The organism is Variovorax sp. CCNWLW225, assembly GCF_037204045.1.
GTDB lineage: Bacteria > Pseudomonadota > Gammaproteobacteria > Burkholderiales > Burkholderiaceae_C > Variovorax.
This window is the reverse complement of sequence record NZ_JBBCBV010000013.1, coordinates 142124-161612: the sequence shown is the minus strand read 5'-3', so window position 1 is coordinate 161612 and position 19489 is coordinate 142124. Positions and strand designations below refer to the sequence as shown.

Sequence of the window (19489 nt, the reverse complement as noted above, 5' to 3'; positions counted from 1 at the left end):
GAAGCCCTCGGGCTCACAAAGCGGGTGGGTCAGTATTCGATGGAAATCTCGGGTCAGAGATCGGTGGAATTCAACAGTTCTGATTGAGCGTGGAGTACTGCTGGTGCTCCGTCGACATCCGAACGTATTCCGCGGCGCGAAACAAGGGTGTACTTGTGTCCGCGCCAACCCCGATGTGGTTCTGGTCCATGCGAGTACCCATCCAGTCCGTTCAAGCGAATTCTTCGCTGCGAACGCCTGGCGACACCGGGTGCTCGCACACCGGCAAGGTACCAGTCCTGCGCTCGGGGATCGATCAAGTCCTCTCTTTGCAATCACCGAAATTTGGCACGGTCAGAGGTGCTGGCGAGCAAGCACAGTGATCTGAACCCTCCACGCGACCATCTTTGCAAATCCGAGGCCCTCCAGCGGACGCAGTTCGTAGAGGCCATCATCGAAGAATGGCATGCCATTCGACGCATCCATCTTTGCAATACCGGCGGTGGAGCGCTTGGCGTTGCGACCGCGTTGATTGATGCGGTTGCGGGCTGCGTATTCGGGGTGATTCTCCCGATACGCCGACCAGTAGGCGGAATTTCGTTTCGACCACGCGCGCTGGGCCTGCACCTGGTTCTGGAGGTAGTCGGGATCGCTTCGCCGTTTTGTTTGCTGCCAAAGCCGTCGTCGTTCGCGCTGGCACTCAGGCTCTGCGCAGTAGCGTTGGTGGGGCGCCTGAGCACGAGGGAGGAACTCACAGCCGCAAGCGGTGCACCATCGTTTGTCCATGAGCCTCTCCAAGAAGGTGCCCGGTGGAGGACCTGCGTGGTGTTGCTCGAATTTTGAGGCAACTTCGATGGATACTCGGCCGGCAAGGGTTGAAGGTGCGCCTATCTCGCCGGAAGTGACGGGCGATTCTTGCGGTACGAGTTCTTGACCGCAATCTTTCCCTCCCGGAAAGTGAACACGTCGCAACCGTTGACCTCGACGCGCGAGCCGTCCGCCCGCGTTCCGGTGAATGTCCATTCGGACACCCCGCGGTCGCCGCAAATGAAGTGATGAGGGTAAAGCCACCGCGCGTCGGGAAAAGTCTTCCAGGCGTCGGAGAAGCCGGCCTGAACGGCCTCTCTGCCGATGTACGAGGTTCCGCAAACCTCGGGGCCGGCGGACGCTTCGAACACACAGTCGTCCGTCATGAAGCTCATGAGCGATTCAACATCGTGGCTGTTCCAAGCAGCGGCGAAGGCCTGCAGGTTTGCAACAGTGACATTCATACTTCACCCCCAATCTGGTGCGACTTGGGGATTGTTGCTCAGGTGAGTCGGCGTAGCACTGGAATGCCCAAGCGCACCGGTAGCACGATGTTTGGTCAGCATTCGCCCACGGCCGGCTACAGTTGGCCAGCAGCAGTCATTTAGCGCGACCACAGACCCACCAGGAGATACAAAGCGACATCATGGAATGGCCATTCGATCAGCCTCGAAACTGCGCAACGGTCTTCTCGAAAAGTGTCTTAACCCGCAGTAGGCCGATCCTGCTGGTGTCACATGACGAAGATGATCACGGATGGCAGTTCCTGGACGGAGTGAGCGAGGAGTTGGAAGATGTTGCGCTTGCGGGTCTAGGCCATGTCCTAGAAATCGACCCTGCAATAGCTCAACTCGCCGACCTTGCGCTTGGATTTCAGGCCACTCGCGCGAGTCCTGAAGAGCAGTGGACGATCGAGCGGGCGCCGCCTGCCAAAGAGGACTGAGAACTCTCCTCCGGGGCAGATAGCGGCCTCGTTATGACGACCACCGGCCAGGAGCGGTCATTCTCGTGTCCACCTCGGCTTCGCGAGCGCTCTACTACCCAAGCCCTTTTCGCTAATGTCAATGGGAAATATTTCCCGTGGCTGCAACTTTCGTGTACTTACGCCAAGAGTACAAGAGCTTACATAATTCCCCGCAAAAGCCTGCCCTCACTCTGAGCGGCCAGCCTCTTCAGGGAGCCTCATGTCCATCCTCACCGGTCTGCGTGCGCCTTCGCGCGCGCATCAATTGCTGCAATGAAGCGGCGAGTCACGATCCAGACGCCGCTGGGCGACGCGCTGAAGTTCCACCGCCTGGTGGGTCGCGAAGCGCTCAGCCAGGCCTATGCGTTCGACCTCGACCTGCTGGGCAGCACGAATGCCCTCGATCCGAAGGCGCTACTCGGCAAGACCGCCACGGTCACCGTGCGAACCGAATCCGGCATCCGGCACCTCTGCGGCCTGGTCACCCGATTCGGCCTGGCACAGGAAGATGCCCGCCAGCCCTTCTACAAAATGCGCCTGCGCCCCTGGCTGTGGCTCGCCACACGGCGCAGCGACTTTCGCATCTTCCAGGACCAGACCGTTCCCGAGATCCTGGAGGCGGTCCTTGGCAGCTACGGCCATCCGCTCGAGTTGAAACTCAGCCGCAGCTACCGGGCCTGGAACTACTGCGTTCAGTACGGTGAAGACGACTTCGCGTTTGTCTCGCGCCTTTGCGAACACGAGGGCATCTACTTCTTCTTCCGGCACGAGGCCGAGCAGCATGTGCTGGTCTTTGCCGATGACGTCGCCAGCTCCCACGGCCCCTTGCCCGGCGGCGAGACCGTGCGCTACCACCCGCACGAGAAGGCCGGCATGACCGGCGGCCTCGAGCCGAGCGAGCGCATCACCGAGTGGGAGCAGGCCGACGAGATTCGTTCGGGCCATCACTACCGCGACCATTTTGATTTCGAGCACCCCCGGGCCGACCTGTCCAGCCGTCGGCAGATGCCGGCTGGCCATGACCATGATGCCTACGAGCAGTACGAATGGCCCGGCGACTACACCCGGCACGAAGACGGCGAGGTCTACGCACGCATTCGCAACGAAGAGCAGCTGAGCGAGCGCAGCCGCGCCCGAGGGCGCTCCAACTTGCGGGAGCTGGCACCCGGCTACACGATGCGGCTGACCCACCACCCGCGGCTCGACCAGAACCAGCAGTACCTGCTGCTCGGCGTGAGCTACCACCTGCGGGAGAACGTCGAAGCCAGCGAAGGCGTCGGGCGCACTGAAGGGTCGGTGCAGCGCTTCGCGTTCGAGGTCCAGCCCACCAGCCTGGCGTGGCGCCCAGCCCGCGCCACGCCCAAGCCGCGCACGCACGGTCCGCAGACGGCTGTCGTGGTCGGCCCGGCCGGTGAGGAGATCTGGACCGATCAGTACGGCCGCGTCAAGGTGCAGTTCCATTGGGACCGGCTGGGAGAGCGCAACGAGCACTCCAGCTGCTGGGTGCGCGTGTCCACGGCCTGGGCCGGCGCCACGTTCGGCGGCGCGGCCTTGCCCCGCGTCGGCCAGGAGGTCATCGTCGATTTCCTCAACGGCGACCCCGATCACCCGATCGTCACTGGACGCGTGTACAACGCCGACCAGATGCCTGCGTGGCAGCTGCCCGAACAGAAGCACCTCTCAGGCATCCGCAGCCGGGAGCTGGGCGGCGGGCGCAGCAACCACCTGGTGCTCGATGACTCGGAAGGGAGGATCCAGGCGCAGCTCAAGAGCGATCACCAGAGCTCAAGTCTGAGCCTGGGCCATATGGCGCGCATCGAGGACACGGCCGGCCGCAAGGACCTGCGCGGCCAGGGCTTCGAGCTGCGCACCGACGGTCATGGCGCAGTGCGTGCCGGGAACGGCCTGCTGGTGACCACCGAGGCCCGCCCGAACGCCCAGGCGCACACCACTGACATGCGGGAGACCGTCGCCCGTCTCACCGAGGCTCGCGATCTGCACGAGGGATTGAGCCAGGCGGCGCAGCAGGCCGCGGCCCACGAGCGCGGCGATCAGGATGCAGTGACCGATGCACTCAAGGAACAGAACGGCGAAATCAAGGGCGAGGGCGGCCACCCGGCCGATGGCTTGTTTCCGGAATTCCAGGAGCCGCATCTGACGCTGGCGAGCCCTGCAGGCATCCAGGCCACCGCCTCGGCTGGCACCCATATCGTGAGCGGCGAACACACGGCGCTCACCAGCGGCGCGCACACCAGCATCGGCGCCGGCAAGAGCCTGCTCGTCAGCGCGAAAGAAGCCGTCCGGATGGTTGCTCACAAAGCGGGCATGAGACTCACGGCCGGCAGTTCCGACATCGATATCAGGGCGCTGAAGGCGAGCGTCAATGTGCTCGCCAAGATGAACATCAAGATGGAGGCGAACCGGATCACGATCACCGCCCGGGACGAGGTGCTCATCAACGGCGGATCGAGCTATACGCGCTGGAACGCCACCGGCATCGAGCATGGCACGAACGGCATCTGGCGCGAGCACGCAGCCTCGCACAGCCTCGTGGGACCGGCGAGCCTGCCGGTCAAGCCGCATAGCGAATCGGACTGCAAGCTCAGGGAAACCGGTGCTTCGAACGAAGGCGCGGGCTCGCTGGCGCGCTAACTCGATGACGTTCGTTGACAACTTAGCGCCAGACCCACGCTGCGTGGCACTCGTTCGGCAACTGCGATCGGCCTTCAAAGCTTCGGCACAGGTGCAGGCCGCTGTCGGTGGACGCCCTTTGCGGGCCTACGTCGTGCTCGAGAACTGGCATGCCAATGCGCTGACCGCGGCGGTGGAGGAACGCTACCCCGACGTGGCCGAGGAACGCGTGGCCGTGCCGGATCGCCATTTCGAGCACCGCGAGGACGACGCCCCTTGCCTGTTGCAATTGCCGCAGGGCTGGGCCGACGCGTCCGGCGATCCGACACTTGCACGCCTGGTCGGCAACGATCTTCCCGAATGGCTTGCACAAGCCTGGCTGCAGGCCGAGCAACGGCAAATCCGGCAACCTCTTTGCGGCATCTTGTTCAGCGAATCAATCGCAGTCGCCATTGCTGCTCACTGGGCCGACCTGGGCGATCAGTTGTCCCCCGTCGATGGCAGCGCGCGCCTCTTCCGGTATCAGGACCCCCGTGTGATGCAGCGGGCATGGCCTGTTCTGTCTGCGGTACAGCGCCAGCAGTGGCTCGGCCCCGTGAGACGCTGGTGGGCGATCGAACAGCCTTGGCGACCGTGGTCACTGACCGACTTGACCCAGCAGGACATCCTGCCGACAGCGCGCGAGCCCGAGTGGTTCCAGGCGTTCGCCAGTCTCGATGGCGCCGGAGCGCTGCCGCCATCGTCGGCCGTCGGCCGCCTGCGCTTCGACCTGGCGCAATGGCAGGCCGCGCATTCCACGCCTTCGGGCCATCGCATCTGGGCACGCTTCGCAGGCGAGGACGTGCCGGCCGACCGGCAACCCGACGGCGCAGCAATGAGCCGACTGCTGGCCCAAGGACAGCGGCTGGGCCTGAGCGACGACAACCTGGAAGATTTCGTGGACATCACCTGGCGAGCAGCGGCCCCGGGTGGATACCGCGAAGCCTTCTGGCAGTCGTCGCGTGGCGCCGAACTGCTCGCCCGAATCCTGGAGCTGTTGCGTGGGCAGCCGGACGCGCGTTTCGGCACCCTGTACGCCGAAGCCCAGTTTGCGAAACAGGAACGATAAGAAAAGCGACCCGATGCCCTGCGCCACACCTTGCAAGAACTGCGACCGCAAAGGCCTGCCCATCCTGTTTGTCCGCTATGCAGCCGCGTTCAGCGCGCAGGCTCAAGGGATGAGCGCCCTCAAAACACTCGAACCCAAAGGCCAACTGCAGGCCCAGCCGGCCGGCGTCGCCATGCAGACGGCGCTGTACAACATGCGCCTGCTGCGTGCAGGCTATCTCTACCTGCGCATCGAACGCAAAGGCGTCGCACCCGAATGGCAGGGTTACATCGTGCACCCGCATGGCTACCTGGGGGAGTTTCCCGTCGGATTGCCACAGGCCGCGCAATCCAATCCGGCCTGCGAAATGGAGTTTCGCGGGGCCAACAGCTCGATGGTGTGGGTGCGCGACGCGAAGAACGTCACCAAACTGGATTACTTGTTCCACCCCGACCCGCTCGACTACGAGCACCTGAAGAAGGAGATCGAACCGAACCTGGGCAAGTACATGCAGGGCTTCGACGTTGCAGGATGGGCGGGTGGAAGCACGAGCCAGAAGGACACCCTGCAACCGGGGCAGTTGAATGGACAGGTGGTGGAGTTCAGCGCGTTGAGCAGCGAGGCGGTTCGCGATGCGTGCGAGCCCCTCATGTACGGCTTGATGGGCAGCAATGCGCAGGAGCGGGGTTGGGGGAACTATGTCGAAGAGATCGAGAGGTACGTGCCCTCAAGCAATCCGAACGCAGCGCTCATGGGTGTCGAGGAAACGGAGATCTGGAAGCGCGAACGCACTGGGCCGACTTACGACAAGGCCCATGGCAAGCGGCTGAGAAAAATGACCGAGTTCCTGCAAACCCACAAGGGAGCGGTGGTGGCCTGCAGTGATGCCATCGGCATCTGCCAGGAACTCGCGAATCTGCAATCCGAAGTCCATGTCGCCTACACCCATTGGCAGGTGCATCAGGCGGCCGGATTCGCTGCAGGTGTCACGAACGAATGGGTCTTCCAAACGGCTATTGGCGCGCAAGGCCTGCGCGATCTGATCAAGAAAGGCGCCGCGCGCGCCGTGGAACAGGGATACGAACAATCCAAGATGTTCCATGCGCCGCTGCCGCATGATCCGCGTGAGCGCGCGGCGGCACTTGCTGCGCGCAACGCGAACCGTGAGTACAACAGGAAGAAGGAGTTGGATAACTCTGCGAAGGAGATCGAAGGAAAGTTCACGGAACTGTTCGATGCCGCTGCCGCCGAAGCCTTCTTGGAGCGCACGCACAAGCCCGCATACGAGCGCCTTTCCGCCTTGCGCGACAGACTCGGGATGGACCAAGGCAACTGGCTCGTCAGCGCGGAAACCAGGGCGGCAATGGACCGCTACAGCAGCAAGGACAACAAGATCGACACGCCGGGTGGTGGTGCCAGTTTGAGCTTGCAATTGGCGCAGTGCATGGGGAATCTGGAAAGCCACACATGGGGAGGAACGTGGTTGAAGAAGATCGATCTGTGGCAGGATCACGCGCTGTCTCGCATGCTGTGTTTCAACAACGCCTCTCTCAAGGCCACGTACAAAGAAATCGACAGTGCCCCGAAACCGCTGCCGGCCCCTGATCCCGAAACTGCATTGGCGGATGGACTGGCCAATACCCTCAAGCTCGTCGCAGGTCGTTTGGCGCTGGGTGACAAGGCGTTGGCCTTCATCGAGCAAGCGAAGGAGCCCGACGCGCCCGCCTTGTTGCGCAAATCAGCCTGGGTGGGCCAGGTGTTCTCACTCTTGAGCGCGCGCGCGATGACCGGTATCAATGATTTGCCGGTCTCGGCCCTAGGCGCTCGGTTGACCCAGCACATGGCACTTGCCGGCATGAGCACGATGGGCAGCACGGTGCAAAATGAAATCGCACAGCTCAAGAGTGACGTCGCTGAAAACACCAAACGCATCGAGCTTCGAGCCAAGAAATTGCAGGGTATCGCCGACCCTGCCGGCCGCGCAGAGAAGGCGAAGGCATTGCAGCGCGCTCGCCGGGCCGCACCTGGCACGCGTTCAGCCATGCTGGGCGGATTCTTCGACGTGGCGAGCGCCATCATCAAAGGCAGCCAATTTGGCACGAAGCTCGATGTACGCAGCGGCTTTGATCTGATGGGGCAGACCCTGCAGGGCATCGGCAGCCTGTACGACTGGCGAGCCAAGGCCTATGAGGACACGATTTTCAAAGGGGTCAAAGGTGCGGAGATCTACAAATACAAAGCCATGCAGCAAGGGCTGGACTCGGTCAAGGCTGTCCACTTGAAGAGCTTGCGACTGACGGCCTTCAAGTTCTTGGGACCGGCTGCGGCGGTGTCGGCGGTGCTGGATGCGATGGATGCTTGGAAGTCGAGAGAGAGGGGAAACAATGCCTTGTATGCGGCTCAAGTTGCAAGTGCCGCTGGAACGGTGTTCACCATTGTCGGCACCGGCGCAGCAGTCCTTGGCGTCGGCAGCGCAGCCTGGGCTACCGCCGCCGTTGTGCTCGGCCTGGTAGGCGCCGTGTTGGTCATAGGCGCAACCATCGCGATCCTCTTTCTGAGCGAGGAGAAGTGGATTACTTGGCTACGTGACATTCCTTTGAACAAGGAGCGTAAAGGCCAGAAACCCATTCACAACGACCTTCAAGAGACGCTGCAGGAGCTGAGCAACGTGCAAGCCGAATTGCAACCCGCTTGAGAACCCTTCATGTTTGTTCGCGAAAATAGTTATTGGCTTGCCTGGCGCCGCACTCCTCAAAAAGGCCGTGCCCACATCAACCTGGAAGGCCAGAAGCACTGGCCGGCGCAGCGTTCCGGCGCGCGCGGGATCGCAATGCCGGGCCGAGCCGCTTATGCCCAGAACGACGCATACTTGGAACTATGCAATCCGGGGTGGGATTTGCAATGGCGTGCTGGCATGGGCAATCTCTTTGTTCTGTTGCCCGCCCTCGTGCTTATTTGGATGTGGTACGGATTGGCAGTTCATCCGTTGCTTTTCGACCAGATCATTTTCTTCTTCGTCGTCAGTGATCGCGTTTCGTCAACGGATCTGTGGCTAGGCTGGTTCCTCCTTTTTCCACTTGCGTTGGCCAGTGCCTTCATGATCTTCGCCTGGTTCCACTACATGGGCATGCGCACCTGTTTCTTCACTTATGCGCGGGGTCGTGTTCGCTTCAATCGGCTCACCCGCAAGGTGTACGTGCTGCGCCCGGACTACTGCGGCGGCAATGTGGTGTTGAACTGGGAGCGGATGGTGGCGCTGTTCGAGCCGGAAGGTACCAGCGCCAGCGCCAAGCAGACCATCAAGGCGCTTGCGCTCTATCACCCGCCATTCGACCCCAATGATCCGAGTGCGCAAGGAGAAGACTGTGTTTTTGTCGGACCCGGTCTGCCGGGTCCGCAAGATGCAGCCTATCTCTGGGAGTACATCCGCCAATACATGGAGGTTGGCCCTTCGGTGGATCACGTTCCGGCCGATGCGTCTGCCACCTACAAGGGCATTGCCCGCTACCTGCACCCGGACTACACCACTTATTGCGGCAAGCCCGACGCGCGCCAGTACGGTCTGGAGCAGAAGCCGGGGTTCATGGAAACAGGCTTCCATATGATGAGCCAAGCCACCTGCTCGTGGCCGACGTTCCCGAAGAAATGGAAAAGCGATTCAGGCGTTGGCGAGCCTGAAGACCGACCGGTGCAAGCAGGCGCTGTAATGACGGCACTTGTGTACCGGGCGCAAGGCAAGTTGAGTAAGGCCGATGAGATCGAGTTCTTGCAGCATTGGGGAACGGCCGAGGCTCAGCAAGAAGCGACGTCACGCGAGGAGTGACTGCTTGCGTGTCGCACGACTCGCGGGAAAAGTGGCGAGCTACTGCGAGTTTCGCGCGCCGGCTCACGAAGGTGGAGTGGCTCCATTCGCGGAGCATCCGGTCAGCTCAGCGATTCACCATTCAGAGTCGTTCGTCTGCTTCCCAACAGCGGAAGACGCCTTCGAGGTGGCTGCGAACAACCTGGCAAAAGCCTTTCAAGCAGAGGAATTTCAACTCGGCGGGGCAACCCTCATCGATGGAACGAACATCGGGATGGCTCGTGGAAACTGGATGGCGCCGGCCGGCGCGCTGATGCTTGGCAACTTCTACGAGATGCTCAAGGAGAACTTGGGCGGCGAGGAGTTCGCCGCGGTCGCCGTGAACCAGCAGTGCCTGTTCGCATTTCCGACCGACGAGAAGACTCTTGGCTCCAAGTCGCTGCGCATCGCGATTGAGGACGAGTTCCGAGGCCATGCCTGCTCCTTTTCATCATTTCGGCAAGAAGCCAAGATTCAATGCTCGTGGCGATGCCGTGGCGTGGGCTAAACGGGATTGCCGGTGTAGGAATTGCGCCCAGGTATCGGGGTCTTGGTCATTGACGCACCTGGCCGGCGGCGGCGTCACCTGTATGGTTGAACGTTTCGATGTTTCGACCTCAACGGCTCGTTACGGCCAAAAGCAGACTTTCGCCACGTTGGCCTAGATGGCAGCTGGCGAACGACATAATCGCTGCAAGCACGCCCGCCGAATTCCCATGAAATTCAATGATCTTGCCCGCAAGGCCGCCAAGGGATCCGGCCCACCGTCCTACGGTGGCACGGTTCATCCGGAAGACTTGATTCGGTTCTCAGTTGCTTACGGCGCGGACGGTGCTGATGAGATTGAGCGGCTCTGCAAGCAGCATGGATGGCACCAGGACGGCGTGCTGGCAGACGGAAAAAGAGTAACGCCGCTCGCGCGGTGGGCTGCAGTCTGCGTCGGCTACGGCCGCGGCGGCATCGCTTCACTGAAGCATTTGCTCGCCGATCGAGCGCTCGCAACATTTGCCATTGCGGTTTTAAGTGAAGTTCGCGCTGAATCTAGCGTAACGGTGTTGTTGGACTACTGCATGTCGACCACCGCTCTATCGGACGATCCAGATGATCCGTTCTGGCGAGCGCTGGGCGCGTTGAGCGGATTGACGAGCTTCGATGACGGGTTGGTGCCGCCGCAAGAACAACAGAAAAAACTGCAAGAGCTCGTGATCAGAACATTCTCCGCCTCCGGGACGGCATATCAGCAGACGCTTTGCCTGTGCGCGTTGAGAGGGGCGCCCATCGAAGCTTCATTGGAGTGGGCAGAAGCCCAGACGGTGACCGATCCTGGTGCGATGCGCGCAAGATCTGCCGCGATAAAGTCCCTCCGGCGACGCCGTTCCGACGCCTACAAGCCGCCTAGTGCTGAGGAGAAACGTCAAATCCGCAGGCAGCGAGCGCTCGATGTCTAGTGCGCTAGCTGCGTCCTTGCTCTCGATCTCGAGGCGACTTCGAGTCCGTTAAGGCAGAGCCCGCACTCGGCCAGATCGGACCTTCGCAAGCACTCAGGGTGCACCAACTGATGAACAACTTTCCTGCGTTTGGGTTTCTGCTGGCCTTCGCGGCCGTGGCACTGTCGCTCGGCGCACTGGTCCTCATTGGCTGCTTGGTCGTAGCGGCGATGTATCCTCGCGGCCATCCGTCCGCAGATCGATTGCGAACGTTCGCCGCGCGCCTGCCTCGCCTTGTCGCCCGTAGCGTCATGCTTTTCGACGGGCTGGCTTTCATATTCATCTTGGCCATGTTCGCGGTTCTGACATTCGTCTTTTCCTGACCTCGCCAGCAAGGACAGAATGCGGCCAAAACCGGAACTTCGTTTGGCCCGGCTAGCTTTCCGGCGGCAATGGCTCAGAATGGGTCAGCATCCAACCAAAGTACACCGAGGCAATCGTCAACGCAGTTTCACGTTGGTCCCCTCGCCCCTAGGTCTCATCTTTGGCCGGCCTTAAGGTGCAGCGCGGACAATTGCATCGTCCTACTCTCAAGAAGACGTATGAACGCGGTCCTTCGCTCAGCCCTCGTACCAACAGCTCTCGGCAGGTCGGCGCTCACGCGTGACAAGACCAGCGCCGGCATGCTCGTTCCGACCCGCCGAAAGGGCCCGATCTCGCATGCTCTCGTGGCCCTCCTTCTTCTTGCCGCCTGGTTGCCGGGCGCACAGGTCGCCGCAGCACCGGTCAGCGCGCCGGCCGCGCCATCGAACAATGACCTCGCGCACCAGCAGCGCGCATTCGCCGATCTTCCCCAGACGATCGTCGAAACGTTCACCGATGTCGAAAGCGTGGTCGTTGTTCGTGGGGGCCAAGTCCTCTTCGAGTACTACAAATCTGGAACGAACCAGGACACTCTCCGCAACACAGAGTCAGTGACCAAGAGTATCCTTTCGCTGCTGGTGGGCATCGCTGTGGATCAAGGTGCCATAAGCTCGCTCGATCAACCTGTCGCAGCCCTGCTGCCCGCAGGTACCACGACTGCTCGCGAGCCCGATCGGCAACCGACTGTCAAGCACTTGCTCACCATGACGGCCGGGTATGTCGTGCCGGGCCGATTGAGCAGAGCCGATTCAGACAGTGCGAAGCAACTTGCGAATCGGCCGATGAAGGCACAGCCGGGCGTGGAGTTTCTCTACGACAACCTCGCCGCGAACCTGCTTGCGATCGCCGTGGAGAATGCTACGGTCCGCGGCGCCGCCGACTTCGCGCAGCAAGATCTCTTCGCACCGCTGGGCATCGACGCGTTCACTTGGCAGAAGGGGCCAAACGGCCACAACTATGGATCGAGCGGCTTGAGCCTGCGCACCCGCGACATGGCCAAGATCGGCCAACTGATGCTTCAGGAGGGCAGGTGGAACGATCGACAGATCGTTTCGAAGGCATATGCGAGCGAAGCTGTGCGGCGGCAAACCTCCGACAGCCAACGACCATACGGCTATATGTGGTGGCTCACACCCTCTACCGGTGGACGTCGGACATTTTTCGCAAGCGGCTTCGGTGGACAGCTTGTGTGGGTCCACCCACCTCTAGATCTGGTGATTGCCATCACCGCGGCGACCACCGAGGGCAGCCAGGCACGGGGACACGCGATGAAACTCATCCGGGAGACCATCTTCCCTCTCGTTGCCAAACCGAGCCCGGCCAAGTGACTGTCAGCGCGCATGTTCCAAGACGCATGCTGATGGCGGCTCTGCTGCTTTCCCCGGGCGCGGCCGTCGCGCAGCTCAACTTCGAAAGCAGCGGCGGGGAACGATCCGTACCGCCGAATGACGGCAGGGATCCGGCAGCGCTCGATCAGATGCGGCGCAAGCTGTCGCTGGAATACCCAAGTATCCGGAGCGTCGTTGTCCTCAGGCACGGTCGACTCGCTTTCGAGTTCTATCGCGAGGGCCTTAGCGCAACAACTTTGCATGATGCGCGCTTCGCGACCGCGAGCGTCGTCTCGACATTGGTCGGCATCGCTCTTCAGAAGGGGCATATCAAGAGCGTCAAGCAGCCGCTCTGGGACTTTTTCCCCAATGCGTTCGGTGTCGGTGTCGATCCGAGAGCAACAACCATAACCCTCGAGCACGTCCTAACCTTGACCGCCGGGTTCGATACGGCGGTCAAACAGATCGGTAGGTGGGCGTTCCCCCTGGACTTCGCACTCCAAAGGCGCTTGGTCAGCGATCCTGGTGCCGCATTTAGCTTCAATCCCGGCACTGCGCATATCGCGGCGAGAGTGCTGGTCCGCACCACGGGCAGAAGCATGTCCAGCTTCGCGCGCGAGCATCTTTTCAGGCCGCTGCAGATTGAGCGTTTCCTGTGGCGCATCGACGGCCCTGGCGGAGGTGAACTCGGCTACAGCGGACTGCAGCTGACCGCCCGCGACATGGCAAAGCTCGGACAACTCTATCTGCAAGGCGGTGTGTGGAGCGGCAAGGCGCTGATGTCGTCCGCCTACGCTGAAGCAGCAACTCGACAACAGAGCAGCGGTGGCGCGCCGCTGAACCTGGGCTACGGCTATCTATGGTGGGTTGCGTCGACCGGTAGTCCCTCGCCGGAGTTCATCGCCGGCGCGGACGATGGTCAGCGCATTTACGTCGATCGGACTTCGGGTGTTGTCGCTGTACTCACTTCGGACAGTTCGCAAGGTCAAGCAAGGTCGAAGGGACAAGTTGACGTCGTTTTAAACAATCTTGTGCTGCGCGCGTTCCGGAAATAGTCCCTCTGGGCGCAGGAGGACGAATGGCCGCTTCGGAGCAGGTCGTCAGTCCGCTTTGGGCCCCCTTCGCGACGGCAGTGTGACCGGCTACAGTCGGCCAAACGCAGACATCCGAAACCAGCTCCCAATTTTGGTGAAGCACACCTATGAGTCGCACAAACGAGATCGCATTGTTTGGTGCGATTTAATTACAAGGCCGCAACTATGAAGAATGCGATGTCGCGAGAGCATGCAGCCTCGTATTTGCGCGCGCAAGGCTTCTCTCTGCCCGAGCAATCTGCCGACGCGCAAGCAATGTGTCTACGGTCAGCCGAAGAAGGCAACGTCGTTGCTCAATGCGTGCTTTCCGTAGTCTTCTCGGTCGGCCTTACCGGACAGAAGGATGAGAAGATGGCCTTCGAGTGGTGCGAGGTCGCTGCAAACGGTGGATCGCAAGACGCGAAATCGGCGCTGGCGGCGCACTTGATAAGCGGTAGGCAAGTGGAAAGCGAGCCACAACGAGGCGTAGCGATGCTTCGCGATCTCGTTCAGGAGGGAAACCTTCCCGCAATGGCCTTGCTGGGAATGCTGATGATGAGCGGGCATACCGAATCCGTCCCGAAGAATGAGTCGGACGCGATCGAACTTTTGTTGGCACCTGCGCAAGCTGGCGATCCGCTCAGTCAGTGCCTCGTTGGAGCTCGGCTCATCCTGGATGATGATCCCGCAGTCAACCTTGCGGGAGCCAAGTGGATCGCCTCATCTGCAGAGGGTGGCTTGGCATCGGGCCACAGATATCTTGCGACCTTTTATCGCCGTGGGAGCCACGGCTATCCAGTCGATCCAGAAAAAGCTGCGGTGCATGAAGCTATCGCGCAGCGCCTGGAAGAGACAGCCCTATAACCATTGGACCAGGCCGTCGCGGGATGCGAAGCGCCTTATCCGCAGATGCGAACAACGACTGTCTCACCCTGGCTCACGCGGCCTTTGAACCAGTTTTTTCCTCCTTTTCTTGCAATCGCTTGCTCGCATGAGCAACTCGAAAGATTGAGGTGAAAACCCTCCGGACTCCAACTGTTCCAAGTGGCACCCAATGAAAGGAGCTCACCGTCGCTCCCGAAGCCGGCAACAATGAACGGTTCTGCACCGACAGATAACTGCAATGACGCGTTCGGGCGCCGGCGCTCCAGCTTCGTCGGCTGAGGGGGATTTGCGGCCAGTTCCTTCTCGTAGTCGGCCTGCTCTGCGAGGTGCTCCTCCGAATCGGCGGCGACATCTTCTGTCGGCAAGGTCGCTTCATCAACACTCACAAGCGTCAGGCGCAATTCGTCACCCTCGGCCAGGACCATCTCTTCAATCCACAGCGTATGGGACTGGCGCTCGTTCCCACGGTCCCGCATCCCGCCGATGCGCAGGGTGGCCGGGTGCTCGCCATCGACCAAGGTGGTCAGATGCAATGAAACAAGCAACGAGTCTGCGGCTCCAGCCCTCACAACAGGCAGACCATTGCGTCGAACTTCAAGCGCTTGCATGTGATGTCCGGGGGTGAGGGTTGGAGAGGTCGGCGAAGGGATGCTGTCCAACTGTATCTGAAGGCTGAGGAGCCATTCGGGTTCGAAGCGGAGGCCCTTTCTCCAAAGCGCCCTCGAAGCTCCAAGGCCGCGACCGGCTACAGTCGGCCACAACCGGTCAGTCGCCGATTCAACGGCTATTACCGCTTTAGGCTAAGAGGGGTCGAGTCGTCAATATCCCAGCAATTGCCTCTGCGTCATCAGCAGCCTTGGAGCGCCAATCCGTTGGAGGATCCGTGTTGCCTATTGCGCCGTTCCGGATCTGCGCTGCCACCTCTAGGAACACTCTTCTCCAGAAGTCTTGCTGAGTAGCTGCCGGAAAGCAGTCTTCGATCGACAAATCGAAGCCAAGGTACATATCACAGGTACTGCTCGCCAAGCGCGCCACGAACTCAAATTCTTCCGCATTGGCCGCCGTCGAGTTGCCGACTGTGACGGCGAAATCGAGCAGCGCCGCGAACCTCTGATTTGAGAGGAGCACGGTGCGGGTGGCGGAAAAAACTGATGAGGTCATCGCCTCTAGTTTAGGCGCGCGCTTGGCGCTTCGAAGGCTCGCTTTGCTGCGAACCGGACAGTCGTGACGACTGGGTTCATGGCAGCAGAGGACCCGTTCACAACGGCGGCGCGACAGGCTACAGTCGGCCAGAACCAGCCGTTGACGGCACATCGCCGATTCTTGAACTGACCAGCCCTTCAACCAGATGCAACACTCAACTCATGTTCAAACAGCGCTGCGTTCATTGGGGGGCGCCAGAGGGAGCGTCTACCTCGAGGGCCTGACGGAATCCGAAGTTCGTGCGATGGAGGCGGAAGTTGGACTTGAAGCGCCGCCATTGCTCCGGGACTACTACCGCGAAGTTGGGCTGGTTCAGGACCTCACTTATGCTGGGAAAGGCATTGACCTGCAGCCGTTCGAGAAGGCACGGGAATGTCGTCAGGCAAGGGATGGATTGCTGGAAATCTTCGGGGAGATAGCAGAGGATGCGTTTCCCTTTGCGCTGGATCAGGCGGAGCGGACGTGGGCCGTGGTGCCTTCAAGCGCCGGCGAGCGACTTGTGCTGTTCGACCTTGAGCTGGCTACGCAAGCGCCGAAGCAACTCTTCGCCGAATGGCTGGCCGACGTCATCTCTGACGCGGCGGTGAATGCGGAAGGTCTGGTACCGAATTCGAAGAAGCGACGCTACGTGCAGTTCACATTCTCCGCACACAACGAAGGGGACGTGTTTGCTGCCTTCGGTGACGCCGCAGAAGTCAGACAGCTTTCGTCTTGGGAAGGCGAAGAAACCTCCGCCGCAGGCGTCAAAACAACAAAACGTCGTTTCGCACTGTCCGACGAGCTATTGACGATGAGTCGCATGGAGCATGCGTCGTGGCCGCGACCGATTTTCTCCGTTGACTTTTCCGAGCCAGCCTCGACCCTACGAGAAAAATCGCTTTTTCGACGGTTGCACCGGTCGTTCGGTGCCAGGGAAATTGGCTACAAACTGGTCGACTACGGTCCGATGCCGGAGCATTGAACGGCCGCAAAAGTGAAGGTCAGCTTTGGAGCGAGGCGTATAGCCGCTTCGGGCCCTGAGCCGCCGTCCGATCTTCTCGAAAGCGGTCGCTCGATGCGCGAAGTGGTTGAGCCGGTCGGAGCCACACGGCGCGCTTTTGCCTAAGTGCGCGATTGGGATCCGTGCCACTGCAATCGTCCAATCAGGCTGTAGCAACCAGGAAAAGCGCGAATGAAGCCAGATCTACTGTCATCAAACGAGAATCCGCCGAAGAGCTTCTTGGGCACGCAAACCCGATCCTGCCGCCTCACTTTCGCAGCACCGCTGCGCTATTGCGCGCTTAGGCGCTCTGCAATTTTCACGTGCCCAGAGTCCCGCACTAGGCGCAGAGCCGACCGTTGCCGCTTCATGCCTTGAAGAGCGGTTGCTCGCCCGGCTTACACGAGCCCGTCTTGCGCAGATCGCATGAGTGGGTGTGTGTCAATACAAGGCATCTATCCAAGCGGTAACTGCCGCATTAAACGCATCCTTTCGGTCAAGCATGATCCAATGGCCTGAGCCCTGCCACAACGCAGTTATTGATTTCGGCGCCTTGAACCAAGGAGCCACCGTGTCCACACGCGCCTGGGACCGGTGCATGGAGTAGACGGGCATCGTCAGACTGCGGCACAACGCTTCGCTCGTCGGCCCCATGGCAACCTGGTCGGGTCCCAGAAATAGCGGGCCTATGGACTGGCGAAGCACATGAGCCGGCATGCCTTGGATGCGTCGCGTGTGCCAGCGGATTACCGCTCGCTCAGACTCTGACGAGTAGAGCCCGCTGAAAACGGCGGGGACTACCTCCCCAGGGACCCCAGCCTGGATGTCCGAATTTAGCTTCTCGTACGTTGGCTGCGCCCCTGCTGGTACGCCCAAGGTCCCATCGACCGACACGATCGCCTTGACCAGGTCGGGTCGCCTGGCGCCGAGAATCGCGGCGATTTGACCTCCCATTGAGTGACCCACAAGCACGAACTTCTGACCCGCATACTTGTTTTCGATCAGCGCTTCAACATCTGAGGCCAACTCTTGCGGCGTGTATCCCGTTTCAGGCGCGGCTGACCGCCCGTGACCTCGCAAATCGACACAAACAACTCGGTACTTCGACTCGAATACAGGGAGCTGCCAACTCCAGTCATGCGAGTCGCAAGCCCAACCGTGCAGGAACATGACGTTTTGCCCGGAGCCCACATCGGTATAAAAAAGCTTGGACGTCGAAAGCTGTGCTGCACTGCTTGTTCCGCTTGCCGCGAGCGTAGATACAGAGAGAACTCCCGCTGTTCTCATCCAAGCGCGCCGAGAGAGTTGAGCATTGGTGGTCATTGATACGCTCCTAAAAAGCCGAGCTCGCACGACATGCGCGGGTCATTCTTTCTTCAATTCGATCTGCTGGACCAGCGCCCCGAAGCGCGCGAGATCGCCCCGAGCGCGGGTTGTCGCATCGCTCGGTGAATCGCCTAGAGGCATCCAGCCTGCTTCGATCATCTTCCTGCGCATTTCTGGCTGGGACATGCCCTTGACAATCACTGCGTTGAGTTTGTCGATGATGGCCTGGGAAGTGCCTCTGGGGGCGGCAAGGCCGAACCATCCAGAGGTCACGAAGCCTGGCAGTCCAGCTTCGTCTGCAGTTGGCACGCGCGGCAGCGAGGCATTGCGTTCCTGGGTCGTGACGAACAACGCGCGGACCTTGCCAGCTTGAACGTTCGCCACTTGAGCGGCTGCGTTGTCGATCATGGCGTCAACATGCCCTCCCAAGAGATCGGTGCTGGCCGGCACGCCGCCCTTGTACGGAACGATGTTGGCCGTGATTCCCGCCGCCTTCATGAACATCACCTGTGTCAGATGAGCCTGAGTTCCGATGCCGGCGTTGGCGAAGCTCACCTTGCCAGGATTGGCTTTCGCGTAGGCGATGAACTCCTTCAAGTTCTGCGCAGGAAACGAACTGTTGATGACGACGATAAACGGAATCTCGGCCAGGATAGTTATCGAGGCGAGGTCTTCGACAGGCTTGTACTTAAGGTTGTAAATGTGCGGATTGACGGCCATGGTGCCGCTGGCGGACAGCACCAGCGTGTAGCCGTCGGCAGGTGCCCGCGTGACCATTTCCAAAGCGGTGGATCCCCCTGCGCCCGGTTTGGGATCAACGATGACGGGTTGACCCAGCGACTTTGAGATTACATCGGCGACCTGGCGAGCCAAAGTGTCCGAAGCACTGCCAGTGGCATACGGATAGACGATCGTGATCGGTTTCGTTGGATAGACGGCTGCGTCATTGGCTTGCGCCCGGGCCGCGAGCGGCAGCAGGCCAAGTGCGGCGATGGTCACAGATGCGGCGTGTCGGCGAGAGATCTTCATGCTTGCACTCCAAAAGGGTGACGAACGAGGAGGGCTGACGCGTAATCCGCGAACAGCATCAGCGGGGGAAGCATTTCGGGGTCGTACCAGCCGCCAATGTGGAGCAGATTCAGAGAGCCGATGGTGGCGCCTCCTCGTCGAACCGGTACGTTGACGGCGCATTCGCATCCGAGCGATGCGATCAGCGGGTAGTCTGGAAACGCACGCCGGCATGCCTCGCGGTCAGGGCAGATCCGAGCACGGCCTCCAAGGATTACCTCTTGGTAGAACTCGCTGGTCGGAACAAGCGGCTTGGCTCCCCCACAGGGGTAGCTCTCGGGCGCACTGGAGTAGATCCGCTGGTTCTCGTTGCGGGCCCAATCGATGGCCAGGATGGTGAACAGCCTGTGGCCGGGATAACGCCGCAGCGCCAGGTCCAAGGCGCTTGTCGCAGTCTGCCATCCGGACGTCTTGGGAGGTGCCGCCACATGCAGATCAGCAACCAATCGCTTGGGATCGACCATGGGA

General features: G+C 60.9%; 19 protein-coding genes. 12 read left to right on the top strand and 7 right to left on the bottom strand.

What is annotated here, in order from left to right; all coding sequences use genetic code 11:
- Positions 1 to 333: 333 nt before the first annotated feature.
- Both V9L20_RS20155 and V9L20_RS20150 read right to left on the bottom strand, forming a co-directional pair.
- Positions 334 to 765 (bottom strand): hypothetical protein, encoded by a 432-nt coding sequence (locus tag V9L20_RS20155; protein ID WP_337297936.1) that lies wholly within the window; start codon positions 763 to 765, stop codon positions 334 to 336.
- A 101-nt stretch (positions 766 to 866) separates the two neighbouring features.
- Entirely contained in the window at positions 867 to 1250 is a 384-nt protein-coding gene (locus V9L20_RS20150; protein WP_337297935.1) for a nuclear transport factor 2 family protein, read from the bottom strand.
- Between the two features lie 182 nt (positions 1251 to 1432).
- Here V9L20_RS20150 and V9L20_RS20145 point away from each other — a divergent pair, with 182 nt between their 5' ends.
- The 11 genes from V9L20_RS20145 (at position 1433) to V9L20_RS20095 (ending at position 14424) form a co-directional block, all read left to right on the top strand.
- Positions 1433 to 1729 carry a hypothetical protein gene (locus V9L20_RS20145; protein ID WP_337297934.1) on the top strand — a complete coding sequence of 99 codons (297 nt, stop codon included), beginning with the start codon at positions 1433 to 1435 and terminating at the stop codon, positions 1727 to 1729.
- A gap of 294 nt (positions 1730 to 2023) precedes the next feature.
- Complete coding sequence (locus tag V9L20_RS20140) at positions 2024 to 4402, top strand: type VI secretion system Vgr family protein (RefSeq protein WP_337297933.1); 2379 nt, start codon at positions 2024 to 2026, stop codon at positions 4400 to 4402.
- A gap of 4 nt (positions 4403 to 4406) precedes the next feature.
- Complete coding sequence (locus V9L20_RS20135; RefSeq protein WP_337297932.1) at positions 4407 to 5489, top strand: DUF4123 domain-containing protein; 1083 nt, start codon at positions 4407 to 4409, stop codon at positions 5487 to 5489.
- Positions 5490 to 5502: 13 nt separating this feature from the next.
- Positions 5503 to 8163, top strand: a complete 2661-nt coding sequence (locus V9L20_RS20130; protein ID WP_337297931.1) for a T6SS effector BTH_I2691 family protein — start codon at positions 5503 to 5505, stop codon at positions 8161 to 8163.
- Between the two features lie 9 nt (positions 8164 to 8172).
- On the top strand, positions 8173 to 9291 hold the full coding sequence (locus V9L20_RS20125; protein WP_337297930.1) for a hypothetical protein: 1119 nt from the start codon (positions 8173 to 8175) through the stop codon (positions 9289 to 9291).
- A 4-nt stretch (positions 9292 to 9295) separates the two neighbouring features.
- Positions 9296 to 9817, top strand: a complete 522-nt coding sequence (locus tag V9L20_RS20120; protein WP_337297929.1) for a hypothetical protein — start codon at positions 9296 to 9298, stop codon at positions 9815 to 9817.
- Between the two features lie 208 nt (positions 9818 to 10025).
- Entirely contained in the window at positions 10026 to 10757 is a 732-nt protein-coding gene (locus V9L20_RS20115; protein ID WP_337297928.1) for a hypothetical protein, read from the top strand.
- A 110-nt stretch (positions 10758 to 10867) separates the two neighbouring features.
- Complete coding sequence (locus tag V9L20_RS20110) at positions 10868 to 11119, top strand: hypothetical protein (RefSeq protein WP_258505368.1); 252 nt, start codon at positions 10868 to 10870, stop codon at positions 11117 to 11119.
- Positions 11120 to 11338: 219 nt separating this feature from the next.
- Entirely contained in the window at positions 11339 to 12487 is a 1149-nt protein-coding gene (locus V9L20_RS20105) for a serine hydrolase domain-containing protein (RefSeq protein ID WP_337297927.1), read from the top strand.
- Positions 12488 to 12519: 32 nt separating this feature from the next.
- Positions 12520 to 13542, top strand: coding sequence for a serine hydrolase domain-containing protein (locus tag V9L20_RS20100; protein WP_337297926.1), 1023 nt, complete (start codon positions 12520 to 12522; stop codon positions 13540 to 13542).
- Between the two features lie 204 nt (positions 13543 to 13746).
- Positions 13747 to 14424 (top strand): tetratricopeptide repeat protein, encoded by a 678-nt coding sequence (locus V9L20_RS20095; RefSeq protein ID WP_337297925.1) that lies wholly within the window; start codon positions 13747 to 13749, stop codon positions 14422 to 14424.
- A gap of 35 nt (positions 14425 to 14459) precedes the next feature.
- Here V9L20_RS20095 and V9L20_RS20090 read toward each other — a convergent pair whose 3' ends face one another.
- Positions 14460 to 15053 carry a hypothetical protein gene (locus V9L20_RS20090; protein WP_337297924.1) on the bottom strand — a complete coding sequence of 198 codons (594 nt, stop codon included), beginning with the start codon at positions 15051 to 15053 and terminating at the stop codon, positions 14460 to 14462.
- Positions 15054 to 15240: 187 nt separating this feature from the next.
- Positions 15241 to 15606: a hypothetical protein gene (locus tag V9L20_RS20085; RefSeq protein ID WP_337297923.1), complete on the bottom strand. Its 366-nt coding sequence runs from the start codon at positions 15604 to 15606 to the stop codon at positions 15241 to 15243.
- A 187-nt stretch (positions 15607 to 15793) separates the two neighbouring features.
- Here V9L20_RS20085 and V9L20_RS20080 point away from each other — a divergent pair, with 187 nt between their 5' ends.
- Positions 15794 to 16609 (top strand): hypothetical protein, encoded by an 816-nt coding sequence (locus V9L20_RS20080; RefSeq protein ID WP_337297922.1) that lies wholly within the window; start codon positions 15794 to 15796, stop codon positions 16607 to 16609.
- A 459-nt stretch (positions 16610 to 17068) separates the two neighbouring features.
- On the opposite strand, the gene V9L20_RS20075 is transcribed toward V9L20_RS20080, so the two are convergent.
- From V9L20_RS20075 to V9L20_RS20065, 3 genes are read right to left on the bottom strand one after another with little or no spacing between them, the layout of a single operon-like run.
- Positions 17069 to 17950, bottom strand: coding sequence for an alpha/beta fold hydrolase (locus V9L20_RS20075; protein WP_337297921.1), 882 nt, complete (start codon positions 17948 to 17950; stop codon positions 17069 to 17071).
- A gap of 42 nt (positions 17951 to 17992) precedes the next feature.
- Positions 17993 to 18982, bottom strand: coding sequence for a tripartite tricarboxylate transporter substrate binding protein (locus V9L20_RS20070; protein ID WP_337297920.1), 990 nt, complete (start codon positions 18980 to 18982; stop codon positions 17993 to 17995).
- Positions 18979 to 19485, bottom strand: coding sequence for a GAF domain-containing protein (locus V9L20_RS20065; RefSeq protein ID WP_337297919.1), 507 nt, complete (start codon positions 19483 to 19485; stop codon positions 18979 to 18981). Before V9L20_RS20065 ends, V9L20_RS20070 begins: the two co-directional genes overlap by 4 nt.
- Positions 19486 to 19489 lie beyond the last annotated feature (4 nt).